This window comes from Streptomyces sp. NPDC001508, from assembly GCF_040298665.1.
GTDB lineage: Bacteria > Actinomycetota > Actinomycetes > Streptomycetales > Streptomycetaceae > Streptomyces.
Genome location: NZ_JBEPAP010000007.1, coordinates 186,267 through 205,955, shown reverse-complemented (window position 1 = coordinate 205,955; position 19,689 = coordinate 186,267). Strand labels below are relative to the sequence as shown.

The 19,689-nt window shown below is 70.6% G+C and carries 15 protein-coding genes; 9 read left to right on the top strand and 6 right to left on the bottom strand.

The window, feature by feature from the left end; genetic code table 11:
- Positions 1 to 168 precede the first annotated feature (168 nt).
- Positions 169 to 1,593, top strand: coding sequence for a VWA domain-containing protein (locus ABT245_RS10055; RefSeq protein WP_351731168.1), 1,425 nt, complete (start codon positions 169 to 171; stop codon positions 1,591 to 1,593).
- Positions 1,594 to 1,807: 214 nt separating this feature from the next.
- Positions 1,808 to 3,523, top strand: coding sequence for a methionine--tRNA ligase (gene metG / locus ABT245_RS10050; protein WP_351731165.1), 1,716 nt, complete (start codon positions 1,808 to 1,810; stop codon positions 3,521 to 3,523).
- A gap of 399 nt (positions 3,524 to 3,922) precedes the next feature.
- Here the strand turns inward: metG and aspS are convergent, their stop codons facing one another.
- Positions 3,923 to 5,686 carry an aspartate--tRNA ligase gene (gene aspS, locus ABT245_RS10045; protein WP_351731163.1) on the bottom strand — a complete coding sequence of 588 codons (1,764 nt, stop codon included), beginning with the start codon at positions 5,684 to 5,686 and terminating at the stop codon, positions 3,923 to 3,925.
- Positions 5,687 to 5,843: 157 nt separating this feature from the next.
- Between aspS and ABT245_RS10040 the strand changes: the two genes are divergently transcribed.
- Positions 5,844 to 7,979 carry an ATP-binding SpoIIE family protein phosphatase gene (locus ABT245_RS10040; protein WP_351731160.1) on the top strand — a complete coding sequence of 712 codons (2,136 nt, stop codon included), beginning with the start codon at positions 5,844 to 5,846 and terminating at the stop codon, positions 7,977 to 7,979.
- Positions 7,980 to 8,072: 93 nt separating this feature from the next.
- On the opposite strand, the gene ABT245_RS10035 is transcribed toward ABT245_RS10040, so the two are convergent.
- Together ABT245_RS10035 and ABT245_RS10030 are read right to left on the bottom strand one after the other, a co-directional pair.
- Positions 8,073 to 9,050: a pirin family protein gene (locus ABT245_RS10035; RefSeq protein WP_351731157.1), complete on the bottom strand. Its 978-nt coding sequence runs from the start codon at positions 9,048 to 9,050 to the stop codon at positions 8,073 to 8,075.
- Positions 9,051 to 9,171: 121 nt separating this feature from the next.
- Positions 9,172 to 9,645 (bottom strand): SseB family protein, encoded by a 474-nt coding sequence (locus ABT245_RS10030; protein WP_351731154.1) that lies wholly within the window; start codon positions 9,643 to 9,645, stop codon positions 9,172 to 9,174.
- A gap of 215 nt (positions 9,646 to 9,860) precedes the next feature.
- Between ABT245_RS10030 and ABT245_RS10025 the strand changes: the two genes are divergently transcribed.
- From ABT245_RS10025 to ABT245_RS10010, 4 genes are all read left to right on the top strand, one after another.
- A complete protein-coding gene (locus tag ABT245_RS10025; protein WP_351731152.1) occupies positions 9,861 to 11,687 on the top strand; it encodes an acyl-CoA dehydrogenase in 1,827 nt (608 codons plus the stop codon).
- Positions 11,688 to 11,869: 182 nt separating this feature from the next.
- Positions 11,870 to 13,168 carry a M18 family aminopeptidase gene (locus tag ABT245_RS10020; RefSeq protein ID WP_351731149.1) on the top strand — a complete coding sequence of 433 codons (1,299 nt, stop codon included), beginning with the start codon at positions 11,870 to 11,872 and terminating at the stop codon, positions 13,166 to 13,168.
- Between the two features lie 329 nt (positions 13,169 to 13,497).
- Entirely contained in the window at positions 13,498 to 13,752 is a 255-nt protein-coding gene (locus ABT245_RS10015; protein WP_351731146.1) for a DUF6458 family protein, read from the top strand.
- 99 nt (positions 13,753 to 13,851) lie between these two features.
- Positions 13,852 to 14,346, top strand: a complete 495-nt coding sequence (locus tag ABT245_RS10010) for an LURP-one-related/scramblase family protein (RefSeq protein ID WP_351731143.1) — start codon at positions 13,852 to 13,854, stop codon at positions 14,344 to 14,346.
- A 171-nt stretch (positions 14,347 to 14,517) separates the two neighbouring features.
- Here ABT245_RS10010 and ABT245_RS10005 read toward each other — a convergent pair whose 3' ends face one another.
- A complete protein-coding gene (locus ABT245_RS10005; protein WP_351731140.1) occupies positions 14,518 to 15,315 on the bottom strand; it encodes a carbon-nitrogen family hydrolase in 798 nt (265 codons plus the stop codon).
- A 217-nt stretch (positions 15,316 to 15,532) separates the two neighbouring features.
- Between ABT245_RS10005 and ABT245_RS10000 the strand changes: the two genes are divergently transcribed.
- Positions 15,533 to 16,357 carry a maleylpyruvate isomerase family mycothiol-dependent enzyme gene (locus ABT245_RS10000; protein WP_351731137.1) on the top strand — a complete coding sequence of 275 codons (825 nt, stop codon included), beginning with the start codon at positions 15,533 to 15,535 and terminating at the stop codon, positions 16,355 to 16,357.
- Positions 16,358 to 16,469: 112 nt separating this feature from the next.
- Positions 16,470 to 17,264: an SAM-dependent methyltransferase gene (locus ABT245_RS09995; RefSeq protein ID WP_351731134.1), complete on the top strand. Its 795-nt coding sequence runs from the start codon at positions 16,470 to 16,472 to the stop codon at positions 17,262 to 17,264.
- Between the two features lie 347 nt (positions 17,265 to 17,611).
- On the opposite strand, the gene ABT245_RS09990 is transcribed toward ABT245_RS09995, so the two are convergent.
- Complete coding sequence (locus ABT245_RS09990) at positions 17,612 to 18,907, bottom strand: MFS transporter (RefSeq protein ID WP_351731131.1); 1,296 nt, start codon at positions 18,905 to 18,907, stop codon at positions 17,612 to 17,614.
- Complete coding sequence (locus tag ABT245_RS09985) at positions 18,904 to 19,575, bottom strand: GntR family transcriptional regulator (RefSeq protein WP_351731128.1); 672 nt, start codon at positions 19,573 to 19,575, stop codon at positions 18,904 to 18,906. The genes ABT245_RS09990 and ABT245_RS09985 overlap by 4 nt, the downstream gene beginning before the upstream one ends.
- Positions 19,576 to 19,689: the final 114 nt, after the last annotated feature.

Below are 19,689 nucleotides of genomic sequence, written 5' to 3'. Positions count from 1 at the left end.
CCCCAGCCGACCGACGGACCCGAATCCGCTGACGGGAACGGCTTGACCGAGGACGCTGCATCCGCGGCCACACCCGAACCGACGAACGCGACTGCGAAATCGGCGGCGGCTACCTCCTCGGTCCCGGCCCAGCCGACCGACGGACCCGAATCCGCTGACGGGAACGGCTTGACCGAGGACGCTGCATCCGCGGCCACACCCGAACCGACGAACGCGACTGCGGACTCGGCGGCGGCGGACGCGAGTGCGGTGGCTGACGTGTCCGGATCGGCGGACGCGGCTGAGTCGACCGACGTGGACGGGCTGACCGACGGGGCCGGATCGGCGGACTCGGCGGAGGCGGAGGCCGCGGCGACGCAGCCCGAGGCGAGCGCGGAGGCGCCGTCGGAGGTTGCTTCGGACACCGAGCCCACGCAGGAGCCCGAGCCCGAGGTGACCCCGGAGGCGGAGCCGACGCTGGCGGCAGAGGCCCCCGCCGAGGCCGAGGAGGAGCCGGTTGCGGTTGCGGTGACTGCCGAGTCTCAGGCAGAGGTCGCCACGAAACCGGAGGCCGAGCCGGACACCGCCACCCCGCAGAACCCCGTCGACGGCGAAGCCGAGACAGACACCGCCGCCACCCCCCAGGAACCGGTAGCCGCCGACGGCGAAGACACCCCCGCAGGGCCACCCGCAGCCGACAACGAGACCCGCACAGCCAGTACGGACGGAAACCCAACCGCCGAAGACAAACCCAAGACGGCCACCGCCACCACCCCCCAGAGCCCCATCGACGGCGAAGCCGAGACAGACACCGCCGCCACCCCCCAGGAACCGGTAGCCGCCGACGGCGAAGACACCCCCGCGGGGCCACCCGCAGCCGACGACGAGACCCGCACGGGTGGTGCGGGTGGGAACACAACCGTCGACGGCGCAGCCGAGACGGACGGCGGCGCAGTCGAGACGGGCGGCACCGACACCGGCCAAGGCCCAGCGCAGCGCCCCGCGCAGCGCCCCGCGGACGCCCTCGCCAAGGCCAACCTCACCGGCACCCGAGCCAAGGTGTACCTCGTACTCGACCGCTCCGCCTCCATGCGCCCGTACTACAAGGACGGCTCCGCCCAGGCCCTCGCCGAGCAGACCCTCGCGCTGGCCGCCCAGCTCGACCCCGAGGCCACGGTCCACGTCGTCTTCTTCTCCACGGAAGTGGACGGCACCACCGACCTCACCCTCACCGACCACGAGAACAAGATCGACGACGTCCACGCGACCCTCGGCCGCATGGGCCGCACCAGCTACCACGCCGCCGTGGAGGCCGTACTCGCCCACCGCGAGAAGTCGACGGCCGCGGCCACCGCTCCCACCCTCGTCGTGTTCCAGACGGACGGCGCCCCCGACGCCAAGACTCCCGCCACCCAGGCCCTCGCGGACGCCGCGAAGAACCACCCGTCCGTCTTCTTCTCCTTCGTCGCCTTCGGCGAGCACGACAACAAGGCGTTCGACTACCTCCGCAAGCTGAAGACCGGCAACGCGTCCTTCTTCCACGCGGGCCCCACCCCCCGTGAGCTGACGGACGCGGAACTGTACGAGGGCGTACTGGCCGGCTGGCGCCCGTAGCCCCCGCCCGGCACCCCACCCCGGCCACCCGCTCCCCGCCACCCGCTCCCATCCCACCCCGGCCGCCCGCTCCCGCGCCGCCCGCTTCCACCCCGTAATACGGGAGGCGGGCGGCGCACCCATGTCGGCTACGATTTCAAGGTTCGTAGACGGACGAAAGCGACCCGCAAACGGCCGACCGTCACCCCACGTAGCGACTTGGGAGCAGCCCGCGATGGCTCGACACCTCATCACCAGCGCCCTTCCGTACATCAACGGGATCAAGCACCTGGGCAACATGGTGGGGTCCATGCTCCCGGCGGACGTGTACTCCCGGTATCTGCGCCGACGCGGCCACGACGTCCTGTACATCTGCGCGACCGACGAGCACGGCACCCCCGCGGAGCTGGCCGCCAAGGAGCAGGGCCTGCCGGTCGCCGAGTTCTGCGCCCAGGCGCACGACGCCCAGAAGGCGGTCTACGACGGCTTCGGGCTGGCCTTCGACTACTTCGGCCGCAGCTCCAGCGCGCAGAACGTCGAGATCACCCAGCACTTCGCCCGCAGGCTCAACGAGAACGGCTTCATCGAAGAGCGCGCGATCCGCCAGGTGTACAGCCCCGCCGACGGCCGCTTCCTGCCGGACCGCTACGTCGAGGGCACCTGCCCCCACTGCGGCTACGACAAGGCCCGCGGCGACCAGTGCGAGAACTGCACCCGGGTGCTGGACCCGACCGATCTGATCAACCCGCGCTCGGCGATCTCCGGTTCCACGGACCTGGAGGTCCGCGAGACCAAGCATCTCTTCCTGCTCCAGTCGAAGCTGGAGAGCGAGGTCCGCGAGTGGGTGGCCCGCCATGACAAGGACTGGCCGCACCTGGCGTCCTCCATCGCCCACAAGTGGCTGACCGAGGGCCTGCACGACCGCGCGATCACCCGCGACCTGGACTGGGGCGTGCCGGTCCCGGCCGACACCTGGCCGGAACTGGCGGCCGAGGGCAAGGTGTTCTACGTCTGGTTCGACGCCCCGATCGAGTACATCGGCGCCACGAAGGAGTGGTCGGACCTGGACCCGGAGCGCCGTGACTGGAAGTCGTGGTGGTACGACGTCGACACGGACGTCCGCTACACCGAGTTCATGGCGAAGGACAACGTCCCGTTCCACACGGTGATGTTCCCGGCCACCGAACTCGGCGTCCGCGAGCCGTGGAAGAAGGTCGACTACGTCAAGGCGTTCAACTGGCTGACGTACTACGGCGGGAAGTTCTCCACCTCGCAGAAGCGGGGCGTCTTCACGGACCAGGCCCTGGAGATCCTTCCGGCCGACTACTGGCGCTACTTCCTGATCGCCAACGCCCCCGAGTCGGACGATTCGTCCTTCACCTGGGAGCACTTCACGGCCACGGTGAACAAGGACCTGGCCGACACCCTCGGCAACTTCGTCAACCGTGTGCTGTCGTTCTCGAAGAAGCGCTTCGGCGAGCAGGTCCCGGCGGGCGGCGAGCCCGGCGAGGCGGAGACGAAGCTCGGTACGGAGATCGCCCGCCTGCTGGCCGAGTACGAGGAGCACATGGAGGCGCTCCAGTTCCGCAAGGCCGCGGCGGCACTGCGCGCCCTGTGGTCGGCGGGCAACTCCTACCTGGAGGAGAAGGCCCCCTGGCTGGAGATCAAGACCGACAAGGACGGCGCGGCCCTCACGCTGCGCACGGCGATGAACCTGATCCACCTGTACGCGGTGGTCTCGGAACCGCTCATCCCGTCGGCGTCGGCCGCCATGCGCACGGCCTTCGCCCTGCCGGACGACACGGCGGCCTGGGTCTGCGAGGACGAGGCCCGCGCGCTCGCCTCGGTCCCCGCCGGCACCCCCTTCACCGTCCCGCCGGTCCTGTTCGCCAAGCTCACGGACGACGACCTGGAAACCTACAAGGAGCGCTTCGGCGGCGAGGCCGAGTGACACCCCGGGCGTCGAGCGCCTGCTCGCCGCGGGCCTGACCGGGTTTCCGCACCGCCAGTCGGACGTCACCGGTCTGCCCTGGACCGACCACGCCGACGGCAACACGGTCACCGTGAAAACCACGTCCGGCAGCGTCTGGGTTCGTCGGCGTCGGCGACATCACGGACGACGGCAGGGCCGACCTGGTCTCCCGCGACAGCACCGGGAGCCTGTACCGCAACAGCGGCGACGGCAAGGGGTCGTTCGGCTCCCGGGTGAATATCGCGAGCGGCTGGGGTCGTACAAGTCCCTGTCCTGACCGAGGACACGGGACCGGGCCGTCGAACGCGGCGCACACAGAAGGGCTCGGAACCGGCGCCGGTTCCGAGCCCTTTCGCCATCACCGTGTTCTGCCGCGCCCTACTTCGGCTGCGGCTTGCGCACCGACAGGTGCAGCTCCTTCAGGCGGGCCTCCTCCAGCTCGGTCGGCGCGCCCATCATCAGGTCCTGGGCGTTGCCGTTGAGCGGGAAGGAGATCGTCTCGCGGATGTTCGGCTCGTCCGCGAGGAGCATGACGATGCGGTCGATACCCGGGGCGATGCCGCCGTGCGGCGGGGCGCCGAAGCGGAAGGCGCGGAGCATGCCCGCGAACTTCTCCTCCACCGTCTCGCGGTCGTAGCCCGCGATCTCGAAGGCCTTCAGCATGATGTCCGGCTCGTGGTTCCGGATGGCACCGGAGGACAGCTCGACGCCGTTGCAGACGATGTCGTACTGCCAGCCGAGGATGTCCAGCGGGTCCTGGGTCTCCAGGGCCTCAAGGCCGCCCTGCGGCATGGAGAACGGGTTGTGCGAGAAGTCGATCGCGCCGGTCTCCTCGTCCTTCTCGTACATCGGGAAGTCGACGATCCAGCAGAACCGGAAGACGTTCTCCTCGAACTGCCCGGCACGCTTGGCGGCCTCGACCCGCACGGCGCCCATGATCTTCGAGACCTCGTCGAACTCGCCCGCGCCGAAGAACACGGCGTGACCGGCCGCCAGCGACAGCCGCTTGGTCAGCTCGGCGACGTTCTCCTCGGTGAGGAACTTCGCGATCGGGCCGGACAGGGCCCCGTCCTCGGCGACCCGCACCCACGCCAGGCCCTTGGCACCCTGCGCGACGGCGAAATCCCCGAGCTGGTCGAAGAACTTGCGGGGCTGCGCGGCCACGTCCGGCACCGGCAGGGCCCGCACATGCTTGCCCGCGAACGCCTTGAACTCCGAGCCCTCGAAGACATCGGTGATGTCGGCCAGTTCCAGCCTGGCGCGCAGATCCGGCTTGTCGGAGCCGTACTTGAGCATCGCCTCACGGAACGGGATACGCGGGAAGGGGGAGGTGACATGACGGCCGCCGCCGAACTCCTCGAACAGCTCCGTCATCAGCTTCTCGATCGGCTGGAAGACATCCTCCTGCTCGACGAAGCTCATCTCGACGTCGAGCTGGTAGAACTCGCCCGGCGAGCGGTCCGCGCGGGCGTCCTCGTCGCGGAAGCAGGGCGCGATCTGGAAGTAGCGGTCGAAGCCGGAGATCATCAGCAGCTGCTTGAACTGCTGGGGCGCCTGCGGCAGGGCGTAGAACTTCCCCGGGTGCAGCCGGGACGGCACGACGAAGTCGCGCGCGCCCTCGGGCGAGGTGGCCGACAGGATCGGCGTCGCCATCTCGTTGAAGCCCATCGCCACCATCTTGTGGCGGATCGCGGAGATGACCGACGTACGCAGCATGATGTTGCGGTGCATGCGCTCGCGGCGCAGGTCCAGGAAGCGGTACTCCAGCCGCCGCTCCTCGTTGACCCCGTCCTCCGTGTTGATGGTGAAGGGGAGCGGGGCCGCCGCGCCCAGCACCTCGACCGCCCCGACCTCGATCTCGACCTCACCGGTCGGCAGGTCCGGGTTCACGTTCTCGGCACCGCGCGAGACGACCTGGCCGTCCACCCGGACGACCGTCTCCTTGGAGAGCTTGTCGAGTGCCTCGTACGACTCGGTCCCGGGGCGGGCGACGAGCTGGGTGATGCCGTAGTGGTCGCGCAGATCGATGAAGAGGATGCCGCCCAGGTCGCGCCGATTGTGCAGCCAGCCACTCAGCCGGACGTCGGTGCCGACGTCAGAGGCGCGGAGCTCGCCGCAGGTATGGGACCTGTACCGATGCATCGTCGTTCATCCAGCCTTCGCGGATCGGGGGCTCGTTTCACGTGAAACTCTCCACAAGCCTACCGGGCGAGCCAAGATCGGCTCCCCATCGTTGCGCGGCCGGCGACCGGTCGATGACAGGTGGCACTTTTCGATCAGATCTTCCTAGAGTGGGGCGATGCGTACCGGTGACCCCATGCCCGCGGTGGAGCACGTCCTCACCACGCTCGCGACCGGGCTGTGGCACTGGGACACCGCCACCGGTCTGGTCACCGTGGACGCGGAGTCCGCCCGCCTGCTGGGGCTGCCCGCCGAGCGCGCCACCCTCACCCAGGCCCAGACCCGGGCACGGCTGCACCCGGTCGACTGGAACGAGATCACCGGGATCGTCCGGCTCGCCGTCGCCGAGGACACCCTCGCCGAGGTACGGATCCGGATCATGGACGAGCGGGGCCGGGTCGTACGCACCGTACGCAGCCGGTCCAAGCCGTCCTTCGACACCGAACGGCAGACCTTCGAGGTGATCGGCACCCTCCAGGAGGTCACCGAACCGACCCCCGGCACCCCGGCGGGGCGGCGCGCCGTGCACGGCGACTGGCGGCGCTCCCGGGAGGCCTTCCTGCTGGACGCGGGCCGGGCGCTCGCCGAGGCCGGGTCCACGGCGGAGGTGCTGCGGGTCGCGGCCGGACTGTCGATGCCGGGCTTCTCGCCGGACGGTCTCGCGGTGTTCGCCAGGATCGGCGACCACCTGACGATCATCGGCCACCACGGGCAGCAACTGGGCGACGAGGCACCCTTCTTCCATATGCCGCTGGACACCGACTACCCGGCCACCGAGGTGGTGCGCACCGGCCGCGCCGTATATCTGTCCTCACCGGAGCAGTACCGCACCCGCTACCCGGTCACCTGGCCGCTCGCCGAGCCCTTCGGCCGCCAGTCCTGGGCATTCCTGCCGCTGACGGCCGGCGGCCGCACGATGGGCGCCTGGCTGGCGGCCTTCACCTACCCGGTCGCCTTCACCCCCGACGAACGGTCCGTGCTGACGACGGTGGCCCGCATGCTCGCCCAGGCGCTGTCCCGGGCGGAGGCCGCCGACTCGGAGCGGGAGCTGACCGACGGCCTGCAACGCTCCATGCTGCCCGACCCGGGCCCGGAGGTGCCCGGTCTGACGGTGGCCGCCCGCTACATCCCCACCGGCGGCGGACTCCAGGTCGGCGGCGACTGGTACGACATCATCCCGCTGCCCGGCGCCGGCTCCCTGGACCAGCCCAAAGGCGGCAGATACGCGCTGGTCATCGGGGACGTCCAGGGGCATGACGTGAGGGCGGCCGGGCTCATGGGCCAACTGCGCATCGCACTGCGCGCCTACGCCTCCGAGGGCCACCGCCCGGACGCGGTCCTCTCCCGGGCCTCCCGCTTCCTGCACGGCATCACCGCCGGCACCGACGACACCGCCGACCAGCGCTTCGCGACCTGTCTGTACGTGGAGGCGGACCCGGTGTCCGGCGCCCTGGAGATCGCCCGCGCCGGGCATCCGGACCCGGCGATACGCATGGCGGACAAGACGGTGATGACCCGGCCGACCGCGGGCGGACTGCCGTTGGGCATCGACCCGGACGCCGACTATCCGACGACCCGCTTCGTGCTGGAGCCGGGCGAGACCATGGTGGTCTGCACCGACGGTCTGATCGAGACCGGCGGCCATGACATGGACAGCGGCCGGCAGCGCATCCACGCCATCCTGGAGAAGCACGACGGCGACCTGGAATCGCTTGCCGACGCCCTGGTGCAGGGCGTGCACGGGCCGTCCTCCCACCACACCACCGGGCCGCTGGCCGACCGGCGCGAGGACGACATCGCCCTGCTGCTCGTACACCGGGCGGCCGAGGACGGCGCGGACGGCGCCCCGCTCACCGGGCCGGCGGTCCGCCGCACACTGCTGGCCGTGGCGCAGACCGAACCGGAGCGGATCGCCGAGGCCCGCCGGCACCTGCGCGCACTGCTGCACGACTGGGCCTCGGCCGACCAGGTCGACTCCGCGGTGCTCCTGCTCTCCGAGATGGTCACCAACGTGCTCGTGCACACCGACGCGGACGCGCTGCTGCTCGCCGAGGTCGACGGCGGGCCGGGCCGGCGCCGGCTGAGGGTGGAGGTCACCGACGCCGGCGACGACCTCCCGCACCGCCGCCGCCCCGGCGAACTGGCCTCCTCAGGCCGCGGTCTGCTCATGATCGAACTGCTCGCCGACGCATGGGGCGTCACCCCACGCGGCGAGAGCAAAACCATCTGGTTCGAACTGCACGAACAGCCATGACACTGGGGATCAGGACTCTGGGGGATACGGCCACGGGGCACCCGTCCACACCCCCGGAGCGCCGGCCGGAACGGGTCCCGGCCGGCGCTCCGGTCAGCCCTGCGGGCCGGCCTCGGTCATCCCGTGGACGGCCGGCACGGTGCCGAGCCGCCCCTTCTGGAAGTCCTCGAAGGCCTGCATCAGCTCGTCCTTGGTGTTCATGACGAACGGGCCGTAGTGGGCCATCGGCTCCCGGATCGGCTGCCCGCCGAGCAGCACGACCTCCAGGTCCGGCGTGTGGGAGTCCTGCTTCTCGTCCGCGCGGACGGTCAGCGAGCCACCCGCGCCGAAGACGGCGGTCTGCCCCAGGTGGACCGGCCGGCGCTCGGCACCGACCGTGCCGCGGCCCGCCAGGACATACGCCAGCCCGTTGAAGTCCTCCCGCCACGGCAGGGTGACCTCCGCGCCCGGCGCCAGCGTCGCGTGGACCATGGTGATCGGCGTGTGCGTGATGCCGGGACCGGCGTGGCCGTCCAGCTCACCGGCGATGACACGCAGCACCGCGCCGCCGTCGGGACTGGTGAGCAACTGGACACTGCCGGCACGGATGTCCTGGTAGCGCGGGGCCATCATCTTGTCCTTGGCGGGGAGGTTCACCCACAGCTGGAGCCCGTGGAACAGACCACCGGAGACGACCAGCGCCTCGGGCGGTGCCTCGATGTGCAGAAGGCCCGAGCCCGCGGTCATCCACTGGGTGTCGCCGTTGGTGATGGTGCCACCACCGCCCTGGCTGTCCTGGTGGTCGAAGACCCCGTCGATGATGTAGGTGACGGTCTCGAAGCCCCGGTGCGGGTGCCACGGGGTTCCCTTCGGCTCCCCAGGCTGGTACTCTACCTCGCCCATCTGGTCCATCATGATGAACGGGTCCAGGTGGCGGTAGTTGATCCCGGCGAAGGCCCGGCGCACCGGGAAGCCCTCGCCCTCGAAACCGCTCGGCGCGGTCGTGACGGTGAGCACGGGACGGGCCACCGCATCGGCGGGCGCGGTCACACGGGGCAGCGTCAGCGGGTTCTCGACGGTCACTGCAGGCATGTCGGTACCTCCTTGTGCGCTCACTTTAGTTGAGCGTTGAACTTTCTGCCACCCCCAACGGAGAAAGCCCGGAGGGAATTCCCTCCGGGCTCACACGGGTGCGGCGCTGATCGGCCGATCGTCAGCCGTACATGCGACGCATGGCGAAGTCGACCATCTGCTCGACCGCCTTGGCGTCGAAGACCATCCGGTGCTCGCCCTCCATGTCCAGGACGAAGCCGTAGCCGGTCGGCAGCAGGTCGATCACCTCGGCGCCGGTGATCACGAAGTACTTGGACTCCTTGCCCGCGTACCGGCGCAACTCCTTGAGCGAGGTGAACATCGGGATCACCGGCTGCTGGGTGTTGTGCAGGGCGAGGAAACCGGGGTTGTCGCCGCGCGGGCAGTAGACCTTGGACGTGGCGAACACCTGCTGGAAGTCCTCGGCGGCCATCTGACCGGTGGTGAACGCGCGGACCGCGTCCGCGAGCGAGGGCGGGGACGGCTCCGGGTAGAGCGGCGGCTGCTGCCCGTACCCGCCGGGCATCTGCTGCTGCGGCGGGGCGTACTGCTGCTGCGCGGCGCCCCCGTCCATGGGCTGGCCGTATCCGTACATGCCCGCAAGCGTACCGACCCCCACGGAGCCCCAGCAGAACCATCAGCCGTTCCCCGCCCACCGCCGGCAGACCCACCGTCGGCGACTGGCTCACACTTGGCCCAGTAGGGGTTGCTTGTTATTACCGACGGGTAGCATCATCGTAGCTACTTGTTGGTATGTGAACCAGATGCGAGGAGCCAGTGCCTCGCCGAGTCCGATACGGAGCCGTCACCATGGGGCACTACAAGTCGAACCTCCGCGACATCGAATTCAACCTGTTCGAAGTACTCGGCCGAGACAAGCTGTACGGAACCGGCCCGTTCGCGGAGATGGACGCGGACACCGCCAGGAGCGTCCTCGAAGAGCTGACCCGGCTCGCCGAGAACGAGCTGGCCGAGTCGTTCGCGGACGCCGACCGCAACCCGCCCGTCTTCGACCCCGAGACCAACACCGCGCCCGTCCCGGCCTCCTTCAAGAAGAGCTACCGGGCCTTCATGGACTCCGAGTACTGGCGCCTCGGCCTGCCCGAGGAGATCGGCGGCACCACGGCTCCCCCGTCGCTGATCTGGGCGTACGCCGAACTGATCCTCGGCGCCAACCCCGCGGTCTGGATGTACTCCTCCGGCCCGCTGTTCGCCCGCGTCCTCTTCGAGGAGGGCACCGAGGAGCAGAGGAAGATCGCCCGGCTCGCGGTCGAGAAGACCTGGGGTTCCACCATGGTGCTCACCGAGCCCGACGCGGGCTCGGACGTCGGCGCCGGCCGCACCAAGGCGATCCGGCAGTCGGACGGCTCCTGGCACATCGAGGGCGTGAAGCGCTTCATCACCTCCGGTGAGCACGACCTGGAGGAGAACATCCTCCACTACGTCCTGGCCCGCCCCGAGGGCGCAGGCGCCGGCACCAAGGGCCTGTCCCTCTTCCTCGTCCCGAAGTACCTCTTCGACGCAGAGACCGGCGAGCTGGGCGAGCGCAACGGCGTCTACGCCACGAACGTCGAGCACAAGATGGGCCTCAAGGCTTCCAACACCTGCGAGATGACCTTCGGCGACCGGCATCCGGCCAAGGGCTGGCTGATCGGCGACAAGCACGACGGCATCCGTCAGATGTTCCGCATCATCGAGTTCGCCCGCATGATGGTCGGCACGAAGGCGATCTCTACACTCTCCACCGGCTACCTCAACGCGCTGGAGTACGCCAAGGAGCGCGTCCAGGGCCCCGACCTGGCGAACTTCATGGACAAGGCCGCGCCCAAGGTCACCATCACCCACCACCCCGACGTGCGCCGCTCGCTGATGACGCAGAAGGCGTACGCGGAGGGCATGCGCGCCCTCGTGCTGCACACCGCCGCCGTCCAGGACGCGATCGCCGTCAAGGAGGCGAACGGCGAGGACGCCTCCGCCGAGCACGCCCTGAACGACCTGCTCCTGCCGATCGTCAAGGGCTACGGCTCCGAGAAGGGCTACGAGCAGCTCGCCCAGTCGCTGCAGACCTTCGGCGGCTCCGGCTTCCTCCAGGAGTACCCGATCGAGCAGTACATCCGCGACGCCAAGATCGACACCCTGTACGAGGGCACCACCGCGATCCAGGGCCAGGACTTCTTCTTCCGGAAGATCGTCCGCAACCAGGGCGCCGCGCTGAACTCGCTCGCCGAGGACATCAAGAAGTTCCTGGCCCTCGCCACCGGCGGCGAGGAGCTGGCCGGCGCCCGTGAGCACCTTGCCAAGGCGGCCGTGGAGCTGGAGGCGATCGTCGGCCTGATGCTCACCGACCTCGCCGCCACCGAGCAGGACGTCAAGAACATCTACAAGGTCGGCCTGAACACCACCCGCCTGCTGCTCGCCTCCGGCGATGTGATCGTCGGCTATCTGCTGCTGCGCGGCGCCGCGGTCGCCGCCGAGAAACTGGAGACCGCCGCCACCAAGGACAAGGCGTTCTACCAGGGCAAGATCGCGGCAGCGAAGTTCTTCGCGGCCAACGTCCTGCCCAATGTCACCCTGGCCCGCAAGGTCTCCGAGAACGTCGACCTCGACCTGATGGAGCTGGACGAGGCCGCCTTCTAGCCGTCGGCCGCATCCGCGGCATCGCCGCGGCTTCACGCGCGGCTTTCATCTGCGACTTCATCCGCGGCATCACGCGCGGCTTCATCTGCCGCTTCGTCTGCCGCTTCGTCTGCGGCCGCACCCGTCTGGGCCCGCCCTTCCATCCGGGAGAGCGGGCCCTCGCACGTCGTTAAAGTGAACCCATGAGCGAACCGTCCCGCTTCGACCGCGGCCACACCGACGACCTGATGTCCTTCCTCGCCGCGAGCCCCTCGCCGTACCACGCCGTGGCCAACGCCGCCGAGCGGCTGGAGAAGGCCGGCTTCAGGCAGGTCGCGGAGACGGAGGGCTGGGACGGTACGGCCGGCGGCAAGTACGTGCTGCGCGGCGGGGCGATCGTGGCCTGGTACGTCCCGGAGGGCGCCGCCCCGCACACGCCGTACCGGATCGTCGGCGCCCACACCGACTCGCCCAATCTGCGGGTCAAGCCGCTGCCGGACAGCGGCGCGCACGGCTGGCGCCAGATCGCGGTGGAGATCTACGGCGGGCCGCTGCTCAACTCCTGGCTCGACCGTGACCTCGGCATCGCGGGCCGGCTGACGCTGCGGGACGGCTCGGCCCGCCTCGTCAACGTCGACCGGCCGCTGCTGCGGGTGCCGCAGCTCGCCATCCACCTCGACCGCTCGGTGACCGCGGAAGGGCTCAAGCTCGACAAGCAGCGCCACCTCCAGCCGGTGTGGGGTCTGGGCGACGACGTGCGCGGCGGTGACCTGATCTCCTTCCTGGAGCACGAGTGCGGGCTGCCCGCCGGTGCGGTCACCGGCTGGGACCTGATGACGCACTCCGTGGAGCCGCCCGCCTATCTGGGCCGGGACCGGGAACTGGTCGCGGGTCCGCGCATCGACAATCTGCTGTCCGTGCACGCGGGCGTCGCCGCGCTGACGGCCGCCGCCGGCACCGGGCGCGACCTGGCCCACATCCCGGTCCTGGCCGCTTTCGACCACGAGGAGACCGGCTCGCAGTCGGACACCGGCGCGGACGGGCCGCTGCTCGGCTCCGTACTGGAACGCTCGGTGTTCGCGCGCGGCGGCGGCTACGAGGACCGCGCCCGGTCCTTCGCGGGCACCGTCTGCCTCTCCTCCGACACCGGGCACGCCGTCCACCCCAACTACGCGGAACGCCACGACCCGACGCACCACCCGCGTGTCAACGGCGGGCCGATCCTCAAGGTCAACGTCAACAACCGGTACGCCACGGACGGTTCGGGCCGTGCGGTGTTCGCCGCCGCCTGCGAGAAGGCCGGCGTCCCCTTCCAGTCCTTCGTGTCCAACAACTCGATGCCCTGCGGCACCACGATCGGCCCCATCACCGCCGCCCGGCACGGCATCAGGACGGTGGACATCGGTGTGGCGATCCTGTCGATGCACAGCGCCCGCGAACTGTGCGGCGCCGACGACCCGCACCTCCTGGCCAACGCCCTGGTCGCGTTCCTGGAGCAGTGACCGCCACCCGGCATCGGCTCCCGGAGGGCTGCTCCCCGGGAGCGTGGTCGGAAGCCTGAGCCAGGGCCTGCACAGCCGCGAGCACGGGGGCGAAGCCGTTGCGCATCCCGGCTCGGAGTGCTCGGAGTGCCGCGCTCTTCCCGTCGAGCCGGGCAGAGCCCTCCGCCCTCGTGCCGCCGTGCTCCACCTGCGTCTCACGCAACACCATCGGCAACCGCCGCCGGGCCCGCGTGCGCCACCGGGCGGGCGGCGGAATGCCCGGGGTGGCGGCGGGTACCCGATGGTGACCGGCACGACCCAGGAGACCGGACCGGAAGGGGTGGCACCTCATGGGCCTCGGTGGCTGCATCGTCCTCATAGCCGTCGGAGCGATCCTCGCGTTCGCGACCGACTGGCACCTGGCAGGGGTCAACGTGCATCTGGTGGGCTTCATCCTGATGATCGTCGGGCTGATCGGCACCGTCACGTTCACCAGCATCGCCCGTCGCCGCCGGGTGGTGGTTCCGCCCTCGGCGACCGTCGTGGAAGAAGAGCGGCACCACCGTCACCACGGTGACGGCTACACCGACGGCTACGGCATCTGACCCGCGTCCATGCCGGCCGGCACCGGCGACGCGCCCGACACGCCGCCCGTCGGCTTACGGACGGCGTGTCGGACCCGCCGCCGGGGAAGCGCTAACGGCATGAGATTCCTCGTACGCGACCGGCTGCTGGGCATCGGCGACGACTACTGGATCGAGGACGAGCACGGCTCCAAGGTGTTCCTCGTCGACGGCAAGGCGATGCGCCTGCGCGACACCTTCGAACTGAAGGACACGCACGGGCGCGTGCTCGTCGACATCCACCAGAAGATGTTCGCGCTCAGGGACACCATGGTCATCGAGCGGGGCGGCGAGCCACTGGCGACCGTCCGGCGCAAACGCCTGTCCCTGCTGCGCAACCACTACCGGGTGTCCCTGGCCGACGGCACCGAACTGGACGTCAGCGGAAAGATCCTGGACCGCGAGTTCGCCGTCGAGTACGACGGGGAACTGCTCGCGGTGATCTCCCGGAGGTGGCTGCATCTGCGCGAGACGTACGGCGTCGACGTGGTGCGCGAGGACGCGGACGCGGCGCTGCTGATCGCGGTGACGGTGTGCGTGATCCACCTGGCGGAGAAGGAACGCGCGGACGGCTAGGGCGCGGCTAGGGCGTATTTCGAAAGTAGCGTCGTCCGCCCGGAGAGCGGGCCCGCGGCGTCCGGTGCGGTGCATCGCAAGGCGGGGGCCGTCCGCATACTGGGCGTACGCGGACGATCCCCACGCCCTAGGGCCGACGGCATGCCAAGGCGCGCAGGGGGTGTACGGGGTTCAGCGATGTCTCGGCGGATCGAGGCCGAGGACCCGGTCCTTCAGGGCCGGGAACCGGTCCCGGGTCGCGGCCACCTCCGCCGGGTCGAAGTCCACGGTGAGGACCTGTTCGCCGGGCCCGGCCTCGGCGAGCACCTCGCCCCAGGGATCCACCACGATCGAGTGACCCGCCTGGGGAACTCCCGCATGCGTCCCGGCCGTTCCACACGCGAGCACGAACGCCTGGTTCTCGACCGCCCGCGCCCGGGCCAGCAGCGTCCAGTGCGCGCGGCGGCGCTCGGGCCAGCCGGCCGGGATCACCAGGGTCTCGGCTCCGGCGTCGACGAGGGCGCGGAAGAGTTCGGGGAAGCGCAGGTCGTAGCAGGTGGCCACGCCGAGAACGGTCTGCGGCAGCCGGACCGTCACCGGCTGCTGCCCGGCGCCCATCAGTACGGCCTCGCCCTTGTCGAAGCCGAAGCGGTGGATCTTGCGGTAGGCGGCGGCCAGATCGCCGGAGGGGGAGAAGATGAGAGAGGTGTTGTAGAGGGGGCCTTCGGGGTCCCGTTCCGGGATGGAGCCCGCGTGCAGCCACACGCCGGCGTCGCTCGCGGCCTTCGCCATCGCCTCGTACGTCGGTCCGTCGAGCGGTTCGGCCTCGGTCCCGAACTTCTCGTACGCGAAGGCGCCCGTCGTCCACAGCTCGGGGAGCACGACGAGATCGGCCCCTGCCTGCTCCCGTACCGCCGCGGCCACCCGCCGCCTACGGGATTCGACCGATTCGTCCTCGTCTACAGCGATTTGAATCAGCGAAGCGCGCACACTACCACCGCCCTTGCAATCGAGCCGTCCATACGGGCCTACGATCGTCACACGAAAGCACTGCCGGGGTGCCTCACAGCAGCGTAACTTGGGGGTCCCCCCTGTTCGAGCGAAGCCGATAGCTTGGGGGAGTTCCGAGACACCCGCCGACAGCCACCTCCCACTGGCAACGCCGCCACCAACCGCCCGTGTACCGACCGCCGAGGGGTCCCGTTCCGTGAGTCTGCATCCCACCCTCCAGCCCTACGCCGACGCCTGGACCCACTCCATCGAAGCGATATCCGAGCTGGTGCAGCCGCTTGTCGAGGGTGAGTGGAACCGGCGGACCCCCTGCCCCGGCTGGTCCGTCCGTGACGTCGTGTCGCATGTGATCGGCCTGGACTGCGAGATGCTCGGCGACCCACGGCCCATCCACACGCTGCCCCGCGACCTCTTCCACGTCACCAATGAACACCAGCGCTACATGGAGATGCAGGTCGACGTGCGCCGGCACCACACGGCGCCGGAGATGACCGCCGAGCTGGAGTACACGATCATCCGCCGCAACCGCCAGCTGCGCAACGAGTCCCGTGAGCCGGGCACCAAGGTACGCGGCCCGCTCAGCACGGAGATCACGCTCGAAGAGGCCATGCGCAACCGGGCGTTCGACGTGTGGGTGCATGAGCAGGATCTGCGCGCCGCCCTGGGCCAACCCGGCAACCTCGACTCGCCGGGTGCCCAGGTCGTCCGGGACGTCCTGCTCACCGCCCTGCCGAAGATCGTGGCCAAGGACGCGGGCGCCCCGCGCAGTTCGGCGATCGTCTTCGACGTGCACGGGCCCGTGGAGTTCCTGCGCACCATCCGCGTCGATATCCAGGGCCGCGGCACCCTGGAGACCGCCCCCGCCCTCGGTCCCGCGGCCACCCTCACCCTGGACTGGGAGACCTACGTCCGTCTGGCCTGCGGCCGGGTCGCCCCGGAGGCGGTCGCGGACCGGGTGAAGACGGAGGGGGACCCCGAGCTGACGACGGCGATCCTGCGTCACTTCGCGGTGACGCCGTAGCCGGCGGGCCGCGTCAGCCGGTCGCCTCCCGCGGGCGCCGGCCACCTCCCGCGGGCGCCGGTCGCCCCGATAATCGGTGTGCGGCGGCGCCTCGGCGAACTAACGTGCGCGGATGACCGACACCACCCAGCACGCCGACGATGCCGCCAAGACCGACGACCGTCCGCCCCGGCTGACCCGGCTCACCTTCCACGGCCCGCTCTCCGAGGCGCGCGCCGCCAAGATGGTGGCGCGGCTCGCCGGTACGAGGCCCGCCACCGTGCTCGACATCGGCTGCGGCTGGGGCGAGTTGCTGCTCCGTGTCCTGACCGCCGTACCCGGGGCCCGCGGCACCGGGATCGATCTGAACGGCGAGGACCTGGCCCGCGGGCGGCGCAATGCCGAGGCACGGGGGCTCGCGGACCGGGTGGAGTTCGCCGAGGAGTCGGGCGTGGGCACCCGGCGCGGGCCCGCCGACCTGGTGCTGTGTCTGGGCGCCGGCCAGGCGCTGAGCACGGCCGAAGCGCCCGCGCACACGGCAAAGGCCCTGCGCGAGCTGCGGCGGCTGGTCGCGGACGACGGCCGGGTGCTGTTCGGTGAGGGCTTCTGGGAGCGGACCCCGACGCCCGCGGAGCTGTCCGGCATCTGGCCCGACGCCTCCGCCGACGAGTACCACAGCCTGGCGGGCCTCCTCGACCTCGCGGTGGCGGCCGGGTTCCGGCCGGAGTGGACCGAGACCGCGAACGCCGACGAATGGGAGGAGTTCGAGTCGGGCTACCAGGCGGACACCGAGGTGTGGCTCGCCCGGCACCCCGACCATCCGCTGGCGGCCGAGACCCGTGACCGTCTCGACCGGCACCGGACCCAGTGGATGGGCTACCGCAACCTCCTGGGCATCGCCTACCTCACCCTCGTCCCCACCTCCTGACCCCCCGTCGCACCACGCACTACCGGGCGCCCCCAAAGGGGCGCAGGGAACGACGCGACCAGCCACGCCAACGCGCCTACCGAGGAACGGCCGATGCCCCGAAAGGGGCGCGGGGAACTGCGCAACCAGCCACAACGGCGCGTCAGCCGAGGAACGGCCGACGCCCCCGAAAGCGCCGCAGGGAACCGCGCAACCAGCCACGACGGTCCCGCACCCGACCACCGGCCCGCCCCACCCCGATCGCACCGCCGCCCCGCCGACCCCCTTTTCACGGGTCCGCCAAAACGCCCGCGCCCACGTCCGCTCAATCGCCCCTGCCCCGGCCCGCTCGTTCACTTCGGGCCGGGTCAGGCCGGGACGTGTACCGTTTCCACTCGGCTGGCGACCAGCCGTTCGCGTTCCCGGCGGGCCGCCCGCCTGCGCAACCGCAGTATCTGGCTGAGGCCGAACGCCTGGAGGACGAACACCACCGAGAAGGCGACGGTGTAGTCGTCGTCGGTGGCGTCCAGCAGGACCCCGATGGCGAACAGGGTGGTCATCGAGGCGACGAAGCCGCCCATGTTGGTGATGCCGGACGCCGTGCCCTGCCGCTCCGGCGGGTTGGCGGGCCGGGCGAAGTCGAAGCCGAGCATCGAGGCGGGTCCGCACGCGCCCAGCACCGTGCACAGCACCAGCAGCAGCCACATCGGCGCCCGTTCGCCCGGGTAGACGAGGGTCGCCGCCCAGACCAGGGCGGTCGCACCGACGGTGCCGAGGGCCAGCGGCAGCCGGGCCGCGTGGTGCCGGGCGACGATCTGGCCGTAGACCAGGCCGACCACCATGTTGGACAGCACGACGAGGGTCAGCAGTTCGCCGGCCGTGGCGCGGCTGAGGCCCTGGGCCTCGACCAGGAAGGGCAGGCCCCACAGCAGCAGGAACACCATCGCCGGGAACTGGGTGGTGAAGTGCACCCACAGGCCGAGGCGGGTCCCCGGCTCCCGCCAGGCCGCGACGATCTGCCTGCGCACATAGGCCGAGCCCCGATGCGGGAACGGCTGCGGCTCATGGCCCTCCGGGTGGTCCTTCAGGAAGAGCAGCAGAAGCACGAGCACCACCACACCGGCCAGGGCGCTGCCGGCGAACGCCGGGGTCCAGCCGATGCCGTGCAGCAGCCGGGCGAGGACCAGCGTGGAGACCAGGTTGCCGGCCATCCCGGCCAGGCCGGCGAGCTGGGCGACCAGCGGGCCGCGGCGCGCCGGGAACCAGCGGGTGCCAAGCCGCAGCACGCTGATGAACGTCATCGCGTCGCCGCAGCCGAGCAGGGCGCGCGAGGCGAGCGCCGTGCCGTACGACGGGGAGAAGGCGAAGCCCAGTTGGCCCGCCGTGAACAGCACCGCGCCGAGGCCCAGCATCTTCTTGGTGCCGAGCCGGTCGACGAGCAGGCCGACGGGTATCTGCATGCCCGCGTAGACGAGGAGTTGGAGGATGGAGAACGTCGACAGGGCGGAGGCGTTCATATGGAAGCGGTCGACCGCGTCCAGGCCGGCGACGCCCAGGGACGTGCGGAAGATCACGGCGACGAAGTAGACCGCGACGCCTATGCACCAGATGGCGACCGCACGACGGCCGCCCGGCGGATCACCGGGGAGGGTGGCGTTGCTCACCGCACCTCACCCCGTGCGAGGTGGGAGAACCAGCTCACATGCCGGTGCACGATGCCGACGGCCGCCTCCGCGTCACCGGTGCGCAGCGCGTCGAGGATCTCCCCGTGCTCGGCGAGGGTCTTGGCGATCCGGTCCGGGTGGGAGTGCAGGACCGCGACGCCCATCCGCAGCTGGCGGTCGCGGAGCTGGTCGTAGAGGCGGGAGAGGATCTCGTTGCCGCCGCTGCGCACGATCTCGGCGTGGAAGCAGCGGTCGGTGACCGCGGCGGCGGCCAGGTCGCCGACCGCCGCCTGCTCCTTCTGCCGCGCGAGGAGTTCCGTCAGCCGCTCGACCAGTCCGGGCGGCGCGGGCACGGCCTTGCGCGCCGCGTGCTCCTCCACCAGCAGCCGGGTCTCCACGACGTCGGCGATCTCCTGCGCGGAGACGGGCAGCACCAGGGCGCCCTTCTTCGGGTAGAGCTTGATCAGCCCTTCCACTTCGAGCCGCAGCAGCGCCTCGCGCACCGGTGTGCGGGAGACGCCGACGGCCTCGGCCAGTTCACCCTCGGTCAGAAGTGTGCCGCCCTCGTAGCGGCGGTCCAGGACGCCCTGCTTGATGTGGGCGTAGACGCGGTCGGCGGCGGGGGGCTGCTTCACGGGAGCGGACGGTGCGGGCGGCGCTGAAGGCATGCGCACAGCATAGATACATCACGTACGCATCACACGGGCCGTCCACAATGCGGACCGCCCACGGCGAGCCGACTCGCCCTGGACCCACCGAACATGAACCCCACAGGGAAATCC

Excerpts from the sequence above, each read along its gene's own strand:
- metG (WP_351731165.1), top strand. The coding sequence starts at position 1,808 with ATGGCTCGACACCTCATCACCAGCGCCCTTCCGTACATCAACGGGATC.
- aspS (WP_351731163.1), bottom strand. The coding sequence starts at position 5,686 with ATGCATCGGTACAGGTCCCATACCTGCGGCGAGCTCCGCGCCTCTGAC.
- ABT245_RS10040 (WP_351731160.1), top strand. The coding sequence starts at position 5,844 with ATGCGTACCGGTGACCCCATGCCCGCGGTGGAGCACGTCCTCACCACG.
- ABT245_RS10035 (WP_351731157.1), bottom strand. The coding sequence starts at position 9,050 with ATGCCTGCAGTGACCGTCGAGAACCCGCTGACGCTGCCCCGTGTGACC.
- ABT245_RS10030 (WP_351731154.1), bottom strand. The coding sequence starts at position 9,645 with ATGTACGGATACGGCCAGCCCATGGACGGGGGCGCCGCGCAGCAGCAG.
- ABT245_RS10025 (WP_351731152.1), top strand. The coding sequence starts at position 9,861 with ATGGGGCACTACAAGTCGAACCTCCGCGACATCGAATTCAACCTGTTC.
- ABT245_RS10020 (WP_351731149.1), top strand. The coding sequence starts at position 11,870 with ATGAGCGAACCGTCCCGCTTCGACCGCGGCCACACCGACGACCTGATG.
- ABT245_RS10015 (WP_351731146.1), top strand. The coding sequence starts at position 13,498 with ATGGGCCTCGGTGGCTGCATCGTCCTCATAGCCGTCGGAGCGATCCTC.
- ABT245_RS10010 (WP_351731143.1), top strand. The coding sequence starts at position 13,852 with ATGAGATTCCTCGTACGCGACCGGCTGCTGGGCATCGGCGACGACTAC.
- ABT245_RS09995 (WP_351731134.1), top strand. The coding sequence starts at position 16,470 with ATGACCGACACCACCCAGCACGCCGACGATGCCGCCAAGACCGACGAC.
- ABT245_RS09985 (WP_351731128.1), bottom strand. The coding sequence starts at position 19,575 with ATGCCTTCAGCGCCGCCCGCACCGTCCGCTCCCGTGAAGCAGCCCCCC.